Raw genomic sequence first — 17526 nt, 5'->3', positions numbered from 1 at the left:
AATAGATAAATCAATATATGAAAAACAAATCTTTTATTATATCAGATTTAATTTACAGACTTTCTTGCACACTCCCATTTTATTATATAAAATATCATGATATTTTGTGATCGAAGTAAAAAAATCTATTTAATACAGTCCTTTTTTGTATATAAATTAATATAAAATTATTTTTAAAGTTATTAATTTTTTTAACTAGATTATTCATTCTAAATATGTTAAGATATTAGAAAAATCAAAGGGAGTTATTTTATGGAAGATTATAAGCCAGCTATTATTGTTGTTGTCATTTTCGGCGTAATATTACCTCTGGTTACTTACCTGATTACATTTATGCCTTAATTGCGCAGCCCGTTTTCGGGCTTTTTTTATTGTTATTTTTTTATTTTAAAACATCTGTTTCTTTTTACTGCTGTTTCATGAGACTAGTTGTTATTAAACGCAACATACTGCCCTTCAAATTCAGCTGCCAAAATATCGTCTTCGTAGCAATATACTTTTACAGATAATTTTCCTTTATGGTTTTCATTATACATTTTCAGAAAATTTATTTTATCATCTTCATTTGTTAATGTGCATTCTGCTGTGAAATCCTTTTTTATCGGCTTTAAATATTTTATGTTGCTTTTGGAAATCACAATGTGGGCATTGGGGTCTACTTCTTTGATATTTGCGAATGTTAATGCCCAGCCTGCTACAGTCATGAGACAGCTTATGCTTCCGCCGAATGCTGTAGACTGGTGATTTTTATTTGGCTCTAATTTCGCAGAGATTTCGACCTTCAATTTTGTGAATTCTTTGACACTGAATTCCATGGCTTTTGTGACTGGTATTTGATTATGGAGAAATTGTTCAAATTCATTTTTGTTCATGCGGGCTCCTTTTTCTTAGTGTGTTTTTGTGGATATTATAGCATTTATCTTTTGATTGGGGAAGGGTGTGTGTGTTTTGTTTGCAAATAATTTATGGAATGAAACTTAACCTCGCTTCTACTAATTCTCAGCAACTAAAAAACCCCGAAAACCTGCGTTCTCGGGGATATAAAAAAACATAATATTATCTTTTTGAAAATTGCGGCGATCTTCTTGCTTTTTTCTTTCCGTATTTCTTTCTTTCTACCATTCTTGAATCTCTTGTTAAGAATCCAGCTTCTTTTAAAGCTTTTTTCAGATTCTCGTCAGCTTCAAGTAATGCTCTAGAAACACCGTGTCTTATAGCTCCTGCTTGTCCAGTATTTCCTCCTCCGTTTACATTTACTTTAACTCCATATTTAGTCAAAGTTTCTGTAAGTGTCAAAGGTTGTTCTACTATCTTAGCTAAAAGCTCTCTTCCGCCAAAATAAGTTCTCATTTCTTTACCATTTATAACTATCCCATTTTCTCCAGGAATTAATCTTACTCTTGCTACTGAAGTCTTTCTTCTACCAGTTCCCCAATATTGAATTTTATTTGCCATTAATTTATCCTCCTATAATTCTATCTTTTCAGGTTTTTGTGCATCATGTCTGTGATCTGTGCCTTTATAAATTTTAAGTCTGTTAATCATTTCTCTTCCTAATTTATTTTTCGGCAGCATATTTTTAACGGCTATTCTTATTACTTCAGTAGGTTTTTTATCTAACATCTCTTCCAAAGATCTAGTTTTTAATCCACCTGGGTATCCACTATGTCTATAGTATTTTTTATCAAGCATTTTATTTCCTGTAACTACGAATTTATCTGCATTAGTTACAACAACAAAATCTCCACCGTCAACATGTGGTGTATAAATTGGCTTATGTTTTCCCATTAGTCTAACAGCTATTTCCACAGCTATTTTCCCTAGTACTTTTCCTTCTGCATCAATTTCGTACCAATCTCTTACTACTTCTTCTTTTTTTAAGTTCTTAGTGTATTTATTATTCACTTTATCCTCCTAAATTTTTTTATTTAAGGATAACGGTTCCTTTGTGGGAAAGGATTATACCTTATCATTATATTAGATTTAACCCGCTATGTCAAGTAAAAGTGCTTATTTTTTTGAATAATTAATTATATTTCTATAAATTATTTTAATAATATATTTCTCAAAAATTTGGGTATCTTTATTATAAGATTTTGAAAATTTCCTTTTTCCCTGAATTATCCTTTTTGTTTTTCTATACTACATAGCCAGATTTACTATTGCCAGTACAGTTATTATCCAGAGAATAGGATTTATACTCTTTATTTTCCCCTGAAATATTTCTATTACTACATATGAAATAAATCCGAAACTTATTCCTATACTTATACTATACGCCAGAGGCATCATTATTATTGTCAGAAATGCCGGTATTGCCACTTCTATTCTGTTAAAATCTATATGAAGCAGATTTTTAAACATATACACTCCCACTATTATCAGTGCCGGAGCTGTTGCATATCCCGGTACTATTCCTATAATCGGGGCGAAAAACAATGTTAATATCATACACAGTGCTACTATTATTGAAGAAAAACCTGTTCTGGCACCATCTGCCACTCCCGCTGCCGACTCTACGAATGTTGTTGTTGTACTTGTTCCCAGCATTGATCCCACTACAGTTGCTATGGCATCTGCCTCGAGTGCTTTCCCTATATTCTGTACATTACCGTCCTCATCTTCCAGCCCTGCTGCTTTAGCACATGCTATTATTGTTCCAATCGAATCAAAAAGATCAAGAAACATAAAAGAGAATATCGGTCCTATAAATGATATTTTTAATGCTCCTATTACATCAAACTTCAAAAATGTCGGTGCTATACTCGGCGGAAATGACACCACAGTTGCAGGAAGATTCGCGTTACCTGTAAGTATCCCGATTACTGTTGTTATCAGAATCCCATACAGTATTCCTCCCTTTATCTTTTTTAATTCAAAAAATCCTGTAATAACAAGGCCTAACACACCTAAAATTACTGCAGGTGTAAATTTTCCTATTCCTATTAAAGTTGCCGGATTTGCTACTATCAGCCCCATATTCTGCAGCCCTATAAAGGCTATAAAGAGACCAATTCCCGCTGCTATTGAGTATCTTATTACTATTGGAATAGAATCTACTACTTTTTCTCTTATTTTCATAAGTGTTAACACTAAAAATATCACACCTGATAAAAATACTATTCCTAATGCCTGTTCCCATGGGATTCCTCTTCCTATTACCAGTGAGTAGGTAAAAAATGCATTCATTCCCATTCCCGGTGCCATAGCTATAGGCATATTAGCTATAAATGCCGCCAGCAGACATCCTATTGCTGCTGCAAGGCACGTTACTGTTATTAGCGCTCCCTTATCCATACCTGTACCGTCACTTAATATTGCCGGGTTTACTATTACAATATAAGCCATTGTCAGAAAAGTAGTCAAACCACCTATTATTTCCTGCTTTAAGTTTGTTTCTCTTGCTTCAAAACCAAAAAATTTTGAAATCATCTCTGTCCTCCTATTATTTTTGAATCAAAAAAGCCCCATTACTTCATGGGGTTTAATAGTTTTAAAATATTAAAACTCCCCATAGTAAACTGTTATCGGCAGTTTGTAGAAACTCTTGACCTTATTTCAAGATTATATGGTTAACTTTTTTCATAATTATAATACCTGTAATTTTACATTGTGTCAATATCTTTTTCGTTAATTTTTTTATAATAGTTCTAAAAATTCCGAATAATCTAGCTGAAATACCTGATTATCGAATTTCAGATAATATGCCAGAAGCATTAATTCACCTTTTGTATTTCTGTCTCCGTATTTTTTGTCACCTGCTACAGGAAATCCCATATCTGCAAGCTGAACACGTATCTGGTGTTTTCGCCCGGTTATTAATTCTGCTTCCAATACTGTATATTTGTTTTTTATTGTTTTTATTTTCTTAAAAACTGCTTTTGCTGCTTTTCCGTTTGCTTCATCAGAAACTATTACTTTGCTTTCTGTAGTTTCCAAAAAATTTTCAATAGTAAATTCATCTTCTTCTACAATTCCGCATACTACAGCTATATATCTTTTTTCCAGTTCATTATTTCTGATTTTTTCCGTAAGATATCTCAAAAACTTCAGATTTTTTGCTCCAAGGAGTAATCCTTTTGTTTCTTTATCTATTCTGTTTGCAAAATTGATATTTTCATTTTTGTAAAGTGATTTATAAATCTCGGCAAGTCCGTAATCATTTCCTGTTCCTTTATGTACAGCTATTCCAGCAGATTTATTTATAACGAGACAGTTTTCATCCTCGAAAAAAACCATTTTCATGTATTTATTTCTATCTACTTTGAGATTCTTATACTGACTTTCTTTGGGATTCTCCTTCTCTTCAAGAAATTTTATTTCTATCATATCTCCAAGAGCAAGCCTGTAATTTTCTTTTTTCTTTTTCCCGTTTATTTTCACTTTACCTGTTCTTATATATTCAAATATTGTATTAAGAGCCGTCTCTTTCAGTCTTTTTCTCAAGAATCTGTCCAGTCTGACTCCTTCCATATTTTCATCACACTTTATTATCATAATGCCTCTAATCTACATGTATTTTTACACTCTGTACCAGCCCGATAAGCATAAATGAGGCCAGATACGAACTTCCCCCGTAACTCAGAAACAACAGAGGTTTTCCGGTTACAGGCATCATCCCCATTGTCATTCCCACATTTACTATAAGATGAAAAAAGAAAACACTTGCCGCACCGTATAAAATCATCTTGCCAAATTCATTCTCTATTAATTTGCTGGGCCTCAGAATAAAGAATATAAGGAGGAAATACAGGACTATTACAGATGCCGATCCCACAAATCCCAATTCTTCTGAGATAATGGAAAATATAAAATCCGTCTGTGCTTCGGGAAGAAAGCTAAGTCTGCTCTGACTTCCCTTAAAAATACCTGTTCCTGTGAGTCCGCCTGCTCCAATTGATATTTTTGACTGGACAATATTCCAGCCGTCACCTCTTACATCCCTTTCCGGATTCATAAAAGTAGTTATTCTTGTTTTCTGATATGATTTTAACCCGAACATATATACCGGAACTGCCAGAACACATGCTACCAGCCCCATTATTATTATCGGCTTTAATCTCACACCATACAAAAAAATCATTGATAAAAATATAAATATTATTGCAAGTGTTGATCCCAGATCCGGCTGTATCAAAATCAGTACTACTATAATGGATATGGGAAGAAACACTACAAAGATATCAATTATGGTATTTATTCCGTTTTTATAATTTTTTGTGATAAAGGCGCCTAGTATCAGTATTACCATTACCTTGACAAATTCAGACGGCTGTAGTGAAAAAGGCCCTATCATGATCCATCTCTGGGCTCCCAGTCTTGACTGACCGGCAAATTTTACCAGTAACAAAAGTCCTATACTTATGCAAATCAATATCAAAATTCGCTTTTCAAATTTTCTGTAATCATAAAATGTAAGAAAAACCATTACTCCTGTTCCGAGTACTACCCAGAAAAGATGTTTTACTATTATGCTTTGTGTCTTTGGGTCTTCTTTTGTGGCACTATATATAAAAATAGTACCAATTGCCACAAGTGTATACACTATTAAAAGAAGTAGCTTATCTACTCTGTGTAGATTTGTCTGCAGCCTCCTTGTTAACTGTTTATTTTTAAACATAATTTCTCCTTTTTATTTGCCTGTATGACCAAAACCGCCCTCTCCGCGCTTTGTTTCTGAAAGGTCTTCTTTTACTTCAAAATCCAGTCTGTAGACCTTGCTTAATATTAGCTGCCCTATTCTCTCATTTGGCTGTATTTTATACACTTCATTGCTTAAATTTATCAAAAGTACCTTTATTTCTCCTCTGTAGTCAGAGTCAATTGTCCCCGGAGTATTCAAAACAGTTATCCCGTGTTTAAAAGCCAGACCGCTTCTCGGTCTTACCTGTACCTCGAATCCTTCAGGTATTTCAAGCTTTATTCCTGTGGGAACAAGATATCTCTCTAAAGGTTTTAACTCTATTTCTGTTTCAATATTGGCAGAAACATCAATCCCTGCTGACCCTTCTGTCATATATCTCGGTATTTCCACATTATTTTCCGCAGTAATTCCTACTTTTATTTTTTCCATTTTATATCTCCCAGTATAGTTACATTTTCTTCGTAATATTTATCTTTTATAAAGTCATTTATCAGATTCAAGTCTACATTTTTTACTTCTGTACGAAGTTTTTCTTCATCAAATATCTCTCCGTATTTCAAATAATGAGTACCTATAATATTCATTCTGTTTCTTACATTTTCTAATGAAAAAGCTATTTTGCTCAAAAATTTATTCTGTGCTTTTTCCAGTTCAGAAAGATTTATCCCGTTTCTTCTAAGATTCAAAAATTCGTCTTTCGTAATCTTGATAGCTTTTTTATATGACTTTTCGTTTGTCCCTATATATGTTGTTACTACTCCGCCTTCTTTGTATGTCTGGTTAAATGTGTGAACAGAATATGCCAGTCCCATTTCTTCCCTGATTTTTTGAAATAGTCTGGAACTCATAGTTCCTCCCATTATATTTGATATTACGTCATAGTAAATTCTGTTTTCGTCAAGATAAGAAACTCCCGGATAAGATATACATATATTTACCTGTTTTATGTCTTTTTCATAGATTTTTTCTCCATTTTGAAATGAAAAATCTATCTTTTCATATCTGTCAGTTCTCTCCTGATTAAAATTACCGAAATATTTATCTATTATTCTTTTGATTTTTTCTTTTTTAAAGTTTCCTGATACGACTATTACGATGTTATCTTTTGTATATCTTTCAGTATAATATTTTACAATATTTTCTCTTGTAAAACCTTTTACACTTTCTTCAGTACCTATAATGGGTTTCCCCAGATTCCCTGTTATACTGTCTTTGGAATTAAGCTCCATAACCAGATCATCCGGTGTATCCTGATACATTTTTATTTCTTCCACTATTACATCTTTTTCTTTTTCAAGCTCTTCCTCATCAAATGTAGAATTTCCCACCATATCGCATAAAATTTCCAGCGCCTGCTCGACATAGTCTTTCAGAACACTTATATAATATACTGTTTCTTCTTTGCTGGTATAAGCATTAATGCTCCCGCCTAAATAATCCACCTCTTGTGATATTTCCTGATAATTTCTGTTCTTAGTTCCTTTAAACATCATATGCTCTATTAAATGTGACAATCCATGCTCTTCAACTGTTTCATCCTTTGCTCCTGTTTTTATAAAGACACCTATGGATGCTGAAGAAACATTTGAAATATAGTCATAAATTATTTTTATTCCTTTTGGCGTATTAGTTAGTTTTAACATCTCTCACTCCTTTAATATTCAGCTTTTCTAAATAAATATATTCCCAGTGCAAAAAATACTATATTTGTCAGCCATGCTGTTATGTATAACGGGAATAGTGAAACTACCGGTCCCATTGATCTAAGCATGGTTGATATTCCATAATAACTGTATCCTATCAGCACTGACAGCCCTATATTTATTGCTGCTCCTCCCCTGATATATTTACTTCCCAGAGATAACCCGATAAAACTCATGATGAATGAAGCAAAAGTAAATGACAGTCTGTTGTATAATTCTGAAAACAGATCATTTGTATTCGCCCCCACTCTGCTGTAGTAAACTGATTTCTCTCTTAGTTCCCTCAAAGTTAGTTCTTTTGCTTTTACCTGATCTTCTAATATCTCATTTGGCGTTGCCCGCAGCTGAAATTCACTGCTTAGTATCTCACTTTCTGTATTCTTTTCTACATCCAGCTCTTTTAATGAACTGAAATCCCATATTTTTGACTGATTGTTATATGACGCACTTGGTGATACATATATTTCTTTTATACCATTTAGGTTATCATGAAAATCTACAATCATAATTCCTTCCATTATATTTTTGTCTTTATTTACATAACCTGCGTAGAGCATTCTGTTTTTATCAAGTTTTATATATACATCTTTTTTCTCATTTTTTTTAGTCTGGTCTTCTTCTTTTAATTTTCTGTCTTTCATTTCCCGTTTCATCTTATTTGATTCCGGGAGAATATTTATGCTCATATATACTGTAAAAAGCGATACCAGCGCTGAAAATAGTATTGGAAACAGTACAAATCTTCTGAAGCTGATTCCGGCAGTTTTTACTGCTGTTATTTCCAAACGTTGTGCCATTTTACTTATTGAAAGAAGGCTCCCAAGAAGAATCCCCAGTGGTGCTGTATTTACAATTATGTCCGGCAGTCCGTATCTTATATATGTCAGACTGTCGCCAAGAGTAAACTTATCTTCCATTATCCATCCGGTAACATTGATGCTTTCTGCCAGAAGGAATATCAGCAGAAACATCATCATCCCGAGTATAAAACCTTTTATATAATTTATTAAAATATATTTGTCTAACTTATTCACTATCGGCTCCTTGACTTTTTAATAGATAATACCAAACATAAAACCAGTAAAATAAAATTTGGCATCCACATAGCTATATTGGGATCTACATGATTTTTCTGCACTACTATTTTGGCATAACTTACCAGTCCTATATAAACAAATATGACTATAAGACTTATCCCGAAACTTATACCTTTCCCCGATCTTTTATTAGACACTGCCAGAAGAACTCCCAGCCAGCATAATAAAACACTCGCAAAAGGTCCTATTATTCTTTCGTTATATTTTATCATGTATTTTACAGAATCTTCATAAGATTCGCCGTCTGCCATAGATTGTTTATAGGCTGCTTTTAATTCTTTCAGGTTCATTTCACTTCTTGATTTTTTCTCTACATCTTCCTGCTTAAAAAATGTACTCATGGGAAGATATTGTTCTTCATACCTCGCGACCACTTTTCTGTCTCCGGTTTTATCAAAGTTAAATCCTTCCACATTTTTCAAAAGCATATACCCTGCTTCAAACTGGGCTTTCTCTGCAAAAAATATAGTAGGATATTCTTGATTTTTTGATTTCTGAAAGAGTACAAATTTACTTGCCTCTGCTTTGCTGTTATCCACTTCGTCTACATAAAACCCGAATCCCGCATCAGAATTAGAAAGAAATACTTTTGCTTCTGTAAGTGAGCTGGGTTTTGAAGAAAACAGGTTTCTCTTCTCTATGTTTATATTATTCAACGCTCTGGGATTAACTTCTATTTCCATAAACAGTCCCAGTGCAGTAAGAAGCAGACCGAATATAATTGCAGGTCTTGTTATTCTGAACAGGCTTGTTCCGGTACTTTCTATTGCTATAAGCTCATTAGTTTCAGAAAAGTTTCCATAAGTCAGCATTACCCCGAGAAAGGCTCCCATAGGAATTGTCTGTGTAAGCACACCCGGAACCAGATATATAAAGTAATCTATTACCAGCAAAAGCGGAAGATCATTCGTAAATAATTTTTCCATTATATCAATGAAAACATTAATTATCAGTATAAAAGTAAATATGCTTATTCCAAATACTGAAGGTAATATAAGTGCTTTGTATATATATTTATCTATTATTTTCATTTTCCACCTTCGGTTTCTCGTCGTTATTTTCAAGTTCTTTCAATATATCATTTCTAAATTTTTTTTCATCATTATTCTGTTTGTACTCTGCAAGTGTATCTTTTATAAAATCAGGGAATAAATCTGAATAACTATATAGATATGTTGATATTATATTGACTGAAATACTCTCTTTCATTGCTGTTCTGATTTTTTTATCAGTTTTTGAAACCAATAAAAGTATTATAAAAATTATAAATACCAAAAAGCTTCCTTTTAGTAACCCCAAAAAACCTCCCAGTATATTATCCAACCTTTTTAACTTTATTAATTTCAAAAATCTTTTGAATAAATTCAGTATAATAAATAATATTACAAAAATTGCAGCGGTAATTCCTGCAAAAATCTTTACATTATCCAAATATGTCCCGTTATCCTCAGTAAAAAAAGCGGAAATAAAAGGGTATAACATATTTGAAAGATAAAATGACAGTAATGTTATAAATATTCCAAAAAATTCAAAAATAAATCCTTTTTTGTATCCCAAAAGAAAAAAAAGTGCCAATATAATTAAAAAAGCTATATCAATTATCATTATTTCTCTCCTATATAAATTCTGGTTACTCTTTGACCAATTCCACACAAAATTTCATACGAGATAGTCCCGCATAGCTCTGCTACTTCTTCCACATGAATATTTTCCCCAAAAAATTCCACTGTATCGCCAGCCTGTACATCAAGATCTTCCGGTATACTTACCATAAGCTGATCCATGCATATTGTCCCTGCTATCTTACATCTTCTGTCTTTTATGATAACTTCACCTTTTCCTGTAAGGTCACGTCTTATACCATCTGCATATCCTATAGAAACTGTAGCTATTTTTTCTCCCGCCTTAGCTTCATATCTTCTATTATAGCTTATAAATGAATTATTTTCTAATTTTTTTACAAAACTAACTCTGGCTTTAAGAGTCATTACAGGTTTGAAGTCATATGAAAATGTATTTTCCTTTTTTATCCCGCCGTATAAAATGATTCCTGGTCTTATAATATCATATTTTGAATCAGAAAACTGCATTAATCCAAAGCTGTTCAATATATGTTTATATTTCACTTCCGGAAATTTTTCCACTACTTTTTTAAATCTGTCAATCTGCCATTTTGAATATTCAGAATTCGAATCAGCAGAAGACAAATGCGAAAATAATCCTTCTATGTTTATTTTACTGCCCTCGCCTGTTCTTCTTTTCACTTCGTCAAGAGAATCTATATCAAATCCTATTCTTCCCATTCCCGTATCTACTTTAAGATGAACCCTTGGAGCCAGATTATTTTCATTAAGAAAATCTATTTCACTCATAGAAGTTAGCGGAAAAGCTATATTCATATCTATAGCTTTTCTCATATCTTCAGTTTCAATCGGACCGAATATCAATATATTTGCTGACTTATTAAGTTTTCGGAGTTTTTCCGCCTCATTAAATGTTGCCACTCCCACCCATTTTATACCTTCTGAAACAAGCACGTTAAATATTTCTTCTATTCCATGTCCGTATGCATTAGCTTTTATTGCCGGCAACAGCATACTGTCACCTGCTATTTCTTTCAGAATGTTTATATTATGTCTCAAATTATCTAAATTGATTTCAGCCCAACTTCTCATTTATACTCACTCCTATACTACGACTTTTTCCATACTTCTGTCTTTTTTTCCATGACTTTCCTGTTTCGGCGGCTTTTTGAATCTTCTCATCAGATAAACAAGAGGACTTGCCAGCCATATTGATGAATAAGTACCGTATACTATTCCCACCAATAATGTTATGTTAAATGTTCTTAATGTGCTTCCTCCGAATACAAGCAGTGCAACCAGTGCAAGAAGCGTAGTCAGTGATGTATAAACTGATCTTATGAACACTTTATTTACACTTTCATCAATTACATCTGCAAATGGTTTTTTCCCGTTATATTTATGGTCATTTTCCCTTATTCTGTCGAATATTACTATTGTATCATTCATTGAATATCCCAGTATTGTCAGTATTGCCGCTATAAACGGAGTATCTATCTCAAACTGGAAAAATGATACGAAACCTATAGTAACCACTACATCGTGTAAAAGGGCAAGAACACTGCTTAAAGCATATATCCATTCAAATCTTATTGTTATATATATAAGTATCAATATAGACCCTAACGCTAACGCCCACATTGCATTTTTAGCAAGTTCGTTTCCTACTACGGCTCCTACTGCGTCAGATTTTATTAATTCGTAATTCCCCTGTTTTTCTTTCAGATCTGCAAGTAATGCTGATTTTTCTTTTTCATCAGCTATCTGTGTTCTGAGTAAAACTGTATTTCCTTCTGAATATTGTACTTTATTTGATTTCAGCGAAGGATATTTAGTTGCCATTTCTTTTAATGTTTTGTCCATTGCTTCCTTGCTCACAGGCTGTTCGAATTTCATCTGGTAGATATTACCACCTGTAAAATCTATTCCCAGATTGAATCCTCTTGTAAATATTGAGAAAAGAGAAAATAATATCATACATATCGAAAATATAAAATATACTTTTTTTGTTTTCATTAATTTTAAATCCATATTATTCCACTCCTTTCATGCTGAATAATTTTTTTCCGTCTAAATGGAATATATTTACAAATATTTTTACAATAACTTTTGTAATAAATATTGCAGTAAACATACTTACCAGTACCCCTATAGTAAGGATAACGGCGAACCCTCTTACAGGCCCTGTACCAAAGAAGAATAAAACCATTGTTATCAGAAGTGTTGTTATATTTCCGTCCAAAATTGCGGGAAATGCCCTGTTAAACCCGTCATCTATACAATCCTGAAATCTTTTGCCTTCCATTATCTCATCTTTTATCCGTTCAAAAATAATTACGTTTGCATCCACTGCCATACCAAGCGACAATATAAATCCAGCTATACCCGGAAGTGTAAGTGTCGTTCCTATAGCACTCATCAAACCTGCTGTTAGTAAACCAAATACACATAGTGCCAAATCAGCAACGAATCCTGCCATTCTGTATACTGCAAGCATGAATATCGAAACCAGTGCTAAAGCTATCATTGCAGCTATTTTAGTTGCTTTTATAGATTCTGCCCCTAGAGAAGCATCCACACTTCTAGTTTCCATTATCTGGATATTTACCGGAAGTGCTCCGGCTTTCAGAAGATTGGCCAGATTCTGCGCGCTTTCATAAGTAAAACTTCCGCTTATTGAACCTTTCCCGCCTGGAATTTCTGATTGGATAACCGGCGCTGACTGTTCTTTTCCGTCAAGCATTATTGCCAGCTGTTTTCCCATGTTATTTCTAGTTATTTCAGCAAATTTAACTGCTCCTTCGTCGTTTAGTTCAAATCCAATCATTGGTTTACCAAGCTGATCTTGTTGAACATAAGCATTTTTTATTGCCGAACCGTCCAAAACTGTAGGTCCGTATGAATTATCCCCTGTTTTTATCTTAAACTCAAGTTTTGCAGTGGTTCCTATCAGATCTATAGCTTCCTGTGCATCTTTAACTCCTGCCAGTTCTACAATAAGTCTGTTTTCACCGCTTTTTTGGATAACCGGCTCCGACACTCCAAGACCGTCGACCCTTCTTTCTACTATTTCCCTTACTTTATCCATAGTGTCAGGCTGTAATTTTTTACCGTCTTCTTCCTGAGCTTCCAATACTACTGATGTTCCCCCTCTTAAATCCAGTCCCAGATTAATAGAGTTTCTAAAAAGCAATATTGCCGGTACTACCACAACCAGTATAAGTATTACTATCCTACTTGTCTTAATTTCCATTTTCCCTCCTACATTTTTTCAGTTTTGCTGTATGAAATATTTAATTTCATATCACTGCTGCTATTATCAGAATTCAAATATTCCTCAGAACCGCACAGTTATTTCATATCCAGAAACTTTTGCAGAATAATGGCAGCTGCCACCATATCTACTACTTTCCTGCGTTCCCTAGGATTTTTCTTTGAATAATTTCTCAGATAATGCTCTGCTTCTACTGTTGTATATCTTTCATCCACTGTAATAATTTCCAGATTATCTATACTTTTTTTCAATTCCTCAATGAATTCATTTACCTTTTCCACCTGTCTTTTTACTGTACCGTCCAGACTTTTTGGAATTCCTACTACCAGTCCATTGGTATTTTCCTGAATTAAAAGTTCTTTTATTCTCTTTACCGGATCTGTATCATTTCTGTTTATTACTTCCAAAGGAGTTGCAAGTATCCCCATGATATCTGATTTTGCAACTCCTATTCTTACATCTCCTACATCAAGTCCGAGATATTTTTTCATAGTTTTTCCTCTAAATATCTTTTTCCAAACTCAAGTGCCTCGTATACTTTTTCACCGGCTTTTCCCCCGGCCTGTGCGAAATCCGGTCTTCCTCCGCCGTTTCCGTTAGCTATTTTCGCTACTTCTTTTACTATATCACCGGCTTTAACTTTCCCGATAAGGTCTTTCGAAACCCCTGCGAGGAACATAGCATTGCCGTTGTTTGCCCCGATAAGAACAACTCCGCTTTTCAGCTTGTCCTTTACTCTGTCCACTATTTCTTTCAGTTCTTCATTATCTTTATTTTCGAATCCTTTGATAAGCACTTTTATACCGTTTATTTCTACAATGTGTCCCATCAATTCATTAATTTCATATTTTAAGAATTTCATCTGAAGATCATTATAATTTTTTTCCAGATCTTTATATGATTCTTTTAATTTTTCCACTGCTTCTTTTATTTTTTTCTCTTCTACTTTTAGTGATTTAGCCAGTTCTTTCTGTGCTTCTTCCAAAGAGTTCACAAAATCAAGACTTTTATATCCTGTAGTTGCTGTAATTCTTCTTACACCTGAAGCTATACCAGATTCACTTTCTATATTTATAAGTCCGATTTCTCCTGTTGACTTCACATGTGTTCCTCCGCACAGCTCAATTGAGAATTGCGGAATTTCTACTACCCTTACTTCATCACCGTATTTGTCACCAAAAAGAGCCATTGCGCCTCTTGATTTTGCAGTTTCTATATCTTCATTGTATACAGACAGCTCTATATTTTCCAAAACTATCTGGTTAGCTATTCTTTCTATAGCTTCTATTTGCTCAGGCGAAACTGCCTCATAATGTGAAAAGTCAAATCTCAGTCTTTCCGGGTCTACAAGTGATCCAGACTGCTCTACATGTGATCCCAGTACTTCTCTCAAAGCTTTGTGAAGTATATGTGTAGCAGTGTGATTTCTCTGGGTGTCTTTTCTTTTGAATTTATCTATTTTCAATGTAAGTTCATCGCCGACTTTCGGCATAATACCTTTTACCAGCTCTACTTCATGTATAAAGATATCTTTCTTCTTTATTACATTTACTACTTTTCCTTCAAATAAATCTATAGAATCTATAATACCTGTATCTGCTACTTGTCCTCCTGATTCTGCATAAAACGGAGTTTTATCAAATATTATTTCATAATTGCTTGACCCGTGGCTTTTATTTACATGCAGTACCTTTGCCTTTGTTTCTGTCTCTTCATATCCTATGAAACGTGTTTTCCCGTGTTTCTCATAGAATTCATCTATAAACTCATCTTTTATCATATCTGATATAGTTTCTTTAGAGCTTTTTGATCTTATTTTCTGTTCTTCAAGCTTTTCAAAAAATTCATCTTCAGATACTTCTATTTCTTCATATTCCAGTACTTCCTTAGTTAACTCAAAAGGAAAACCATATGTATCATATAACTTAAATGATATTTCCGAAGGAAATTTATCTTTTCCTTCTTTTTTCAATTTTTCTACTTCTTCTTTCAGAATTTCCACGCCGTTTTTCAAAGTAACAGTGAATTTTTCTTCTTCTATTTTCATTACTTTTTCTATATAATCGATCTTTGATTCCATTTCAGGATAAGCTTCTCTCATTATTTCCACAACTACAGGAACTAATTTATATAAAAATATATCCTCTTTTTCAAAGATTCTTTCTTTTATGGTACTTGCCACTCCAAAAGCTCTTCTTATGAGTTTTCTAAGAATATATCCTCTTCCTTCATTAGACGGAAGAACACCGTCTCCTATAAGAAATGTAGCCGCTCTAACATGGTCAGCTATTATTTTTAAAGCTTTATCTGTTTTGTTATTTCTTTCTACTTCAAGTATTTTTTCAGTTTCTTTGATTATAGGTATAAACAGATCTGTATCAAAATTCGATGCTTTTTTCTGCATAACAGCTGCTATTCTTTCCAGCCCTGCTCCTGTATCTATATTTTTTTCAGGCAGAGGAATAAGCGATCCGTCTTCCAGTCTGTTCCATTCAGTAAACACCAGATTCCAAATTTCAAGATATCTGTCACAGTCACATCCTGGTTTGCAGTCCAGATTTCCGCATCCCATTTTTTCACCGAGATCTATATATATTTCACTGCAGGGTCCGCATGATCCTATAGGTCCTGCTGCCCACCAGTTGTCCTCTTCCCCTAGTCTTACTATTCTTTCTTCTGGTATTCCTACATCTTTATTCCATATATTATAGGCTTCATCATCATCTAAATATACAGAAACCCATAATTTTTCGGGTTCTAACTTCAAAATTTCTGTAATATATTCCCATGACCAGAATATAGCTTCTTTTTTGAAATAATCTCCAAATGAAAAATTTCCGAGCATTTCAAAGAATGTCTGGTGTCTGGTTGTTACTCCTACATTTTCCAGATCATTTGTTCTTATACATTTTTGATATGTTGTTATTCTTTTAAAAGGTGCTTCTTTTTCTCCGAGAAAAAAAGATTTAAAAGGAACCATTCCTGCCACTGTAAGCAGGAGTGTTTTATCATCTGGTATTAAAGATGCACTTTCAAAGTATTTATGTTCTTTAGATTTGAAAAAATCTATAAAACTCTTTCTGATTTCGTTACCTGTCATTTCTCCTCCTAGTGATTTGACTTACTTAATTTTAATTTATATAACACTTGCGTGTCGAAATCACTTGTGCCCCTTGGGTGCTAGTGATTTGACTACTTTTATTTAAATTTATTCATACTATCGTGTCAAAATCACTTGTGCCACTTGGGTGCTAGTGATTTGACTTACTTAATTTTAATTTATATAACACTAACGTGTCAAAATCTCTTGTGCCTTTTAGGTGCTAGTGATTTGACTTACTTAATTTTATTTATATCATGCAGTTCTTGTCAGATTCAGATCTAACCAAGCTTTAAAAACAAAACACTGACAATCTGTCTTATTTGAATTTAAATTATTCTCACTCAAAATAATATTATAAAACCTGTTATTTTTATTAATAAGGGACTAATCTAATTTGAAATTCCCGCCTAAGTATACCTTTTTGGCCAGTTCATCATTGGCTATTTCATCACTTGTTCCGCCTATCAAAATTCTTCCTTCAGCCATGATATAAGCTCTTTCTGTTATTTTCAGAGTTTCCCTTACGTTATGATCTGTTATTAATATTCCCAGTCCTCTGTCTTTCAGGTGTATAATTATATTTTGTATATCTTCCACGGCAATAGGATCGACTCCGGCAAAAGGCTCATCAAGAAGTATAAAGTCAGGATCTGTAGAAATAGTTCTTGCTATCTCTACCCTTCTTCTTTCTCCCCCTGATAGTGAATATCCAAGGTTTTTAGATACATGTGAAAGCTTGAATTCCTCTATAAGTCCGTCTTTTATTTTCTCACGCTCTTTTTTCTTAACGCCGCGCATTTCCAAAACAGACAGTATATTTTCTTCCACACTTAAATTTCTGAATATCGAAGCTTCCTGAGGAAGATAACCAAGTCCGAGTCTTGCTCTTTTATACATGGGATAATCAGTTATATTTTCGTCGTTATACTTTACTATCCCTTGATTTGGTCTTATTATTCCCGTTATCATATAAAAAGTTGTTGTTTTTCCGGCACCGTTTGGTCCCAGAAGCCCCACTACCTCACCTTTTTTTACGATCAGGTCTACATCTTTTACTACTTCTCTTTTTTTATAAATCTTTTTCAGATTATTAGCTTCGATACTAATAGTTCTATACGCCAT

At 33.5% G+C, this 17526-nt stretch carries 17 protein-coding genes and 1 riboswitch; all 17 genes read right to left on the bottom strand.

Annotation, left to right across the window (positions count from 1 at the left end; translation table 11 throughout):
• Positions 1-425 precede the first annotated feature (425 nt).
• The 17 genes from NK213_RS07715 to lptB all read right to left on the bottom strand — a co-directional run bounded on the left by NK213_RS07715 (position 426) and on the right by lptB (position 17526).
• On the bottom strand, positions 426-872 hold the full coding sequence (locus NK213_RS07715) for a YiiD C-terminal domain-containing protein (RefSeq protein WP_253348332.1): 447 nt from the start codon (positions 870-872) through the stop codon (positions 426-428).
• Between the two features lie 184 nt (positions 873-1056).
• Positions 1057-1455 carry a 30S ribosomal protein S9 gene (gene rpsI, locus NK213_RS07710; RefSeq protein ID WP_253348331.1) on the bottom strand — a complete coding sequence of 133 codons (399 nt, stop codon included), beginning with the start codon at positions 1453-1455 and terminating at the stop codon, positions 1057-1059.
• Positions 1456-1467: 12 nt separating this feature from the next.
• Positions 1468-1905: a 50S ribosomal protein L13 gene (rplM, locus tag NK213_RS07705; RefSeq protein WP_253348330.1), complete on the bottom strand. Its 438-nt coding sequence runs from the start codon at positions 1903-1905 to the stop codon at positions 1468-1470.
• A 237-nt stretch (positions 1906-2142) separates the two neighbouring features.
• Positions 2143-3432, bottom strand: coding sequence for an NCS2 family permease (locus tag NK213_RS07700; RefSeq protein ID WP_253348329.1), 1290 nt, complete (start codon positions 3430-3432; stop codon positions 2143-2145).
• A 62-nt stretch (positions 3433-3494) separates the two neighbouring features.
• A riboswitch (purine riboswitch) is annotated at positions 3495-3592 on the bottom strand.
• Between the two features lie 47 nt (positions 3593-3639).
• Complete coding sequence (locus NK213_RS07695) at positions 3640-4497, bottom strand: RluA family pseudouridine synthase (protein ID WP_253348328.1); 858 nt, start codon at positions 4495-4497, stop codon at positions 3640-3642.
• A gap of 7 nt (positions 4498-4504) precedes the next feature.
• On the bottom strand, positions 4505-5620 hold the full coding sequence (gene rodA, locus NK213_RS07690) for a rod shape-determining protein RodA (protein WP_253348327.1): 1116 nt from the start codon (positions 5618-5620) through the stop codon (positions 4505-4507).
• A 12-nt stretch (positions 5621-5632) separates the two neighbouring features.
• A complete protein-coding gene (gene dut, locus NK213_RS07685) occupies positions 5633-6073 on the bottom strand; it encodes a dUTP diphosphatase (RefSeq protein WP_253348326.1) in 441 nt (146 codons plus the stop codon).
• Complete coding sequence (locus NK213_RS07680) at positions 6061-7287, bottom strand: pitrilysin family protein (RefSeq protein WP_253348325.1); 1227 nt, start codon at positions 7285-7287, stop codon at positions 6061-6063. Before NK213_RS07680 ends, dut begins: the two co-directional genes overlap by 13 nt.
• Positions 7288-7298: 11 nt before the next feature.
• Positions 7299-8381, bottom strand: coding sequence for an LptF/LptG family permease (locus tag NK213_RS07675; RefSeq protein ID WP_253348324.1), 1083 nt, complete (start codon positions 8379-8381; stop codon positions 7299-7301).
• On the bottom strand, positions 8381-9475 hold the full coding sequence (locus tag NK213_RS07670) for an LptF/LptG family permease (RefSeq protein WP_253348323.1): 1095 nt from the start codon (positions 9473-9475) through the stop codon (positions 8381-8383). Before NK213_RS07670 ends, NK213_RS07675 begins: the two co-directional genes overlap by 1 nt.
• Complete coding sequence (locus NK213_RS07665) at positions 9459-10049, bottom strand: CvpA family protein (protein WP_253348322.1); 591 nt, start codon at positions 10047-10049, stop codon at positions 9459-9461. The genes NK213_RS07670 and NK213_RS07665 overlap by 17 nt, the downstream gene beginning before the upstream one ends.
• Entirely contained in the window at positions 10049-11119 is a 1071-nt protein-coding gene (alr, locus tag NK213_RS07660; RefSeq protein ID WP_253348321.1) for an alanine racemase, read from the bottom strand. The genes NK213_RS07665 and alr overlap by 1 nt, the downstream gene beginning before the upstream one ends.
• Positions 11120-11131: 12 nt before the next feature.
• On the bottom strand, positions 11132-12058 hold the full coding sequence (gene secF / locus NK213_RS07655) for a protein translocase subunit SecF (RefSeq protein WP_253348320.1): 927 nt from the start codon (positions 12056-12058) through the stop codon (positions 11132-11134).
• A 1-nt stretch (position 12059) separates the two neighbouring features.
• The gene (gene secD / locus NK213_RS07650) at positions 12060-13280 is read right to left on the bottom strand and encodes a protein translocase subunit SecD (RefSeq protein ID WP_253348319.1); all 1221 of its coding nucleotides are present in this window, start codon (positions 13278-13280) and stop codon (positions 12060-12062) included.
• A gap of 98 nt (positions 13281-13378) precedes the next feature.
• Positions 13379-13792: a Holliday junction resolvase RuvX gene (gene ruvX, locus NK213_RS07645; protein ID WP_253348318.1), complete on the bottom strand. Its 414-nt coding sequence runs from the start codon at positions 13790-13792 to the stop codon at positions 13379-13381.
• Entirely contained in the window at positions 13789-16401 is a 2613-nt protein-coding gene (gene alaS / locus NK213_RS07640) for an alanine--tRNA ligase (RefSeq protein WP_253348317.1), read from the bottom strand. The genes ruvX and alaS overlap by 4 nt, the downstream gene beginning before the upstream one ends.
• 387 nt (positions 16402-16788) lie before the next feature.
• A complete protein-coding gene (gene lptB, locus NK213_RS07635) occupies positions 16789-17526 on the bottom strand; it encodes an LPS export ABC transporter ATP-binding protein (protein WP_253348316.1) in 738 nt (245 codons plus the stop codon).

The sequence above is a fragment of the Sebaldella sp. S0638 genome (genome assembly GCF_024158605.1).
Lineage (GTDB): Bacteria > Fusobacteriota > Fusobacteriia > Fusobacteriales > Leptotrichiaceae > Sebaldella.
Note: the sequence above shows the minus strand (reverse complement) of the source record. Positions and strands in the feature narration are given on the sequence as shown.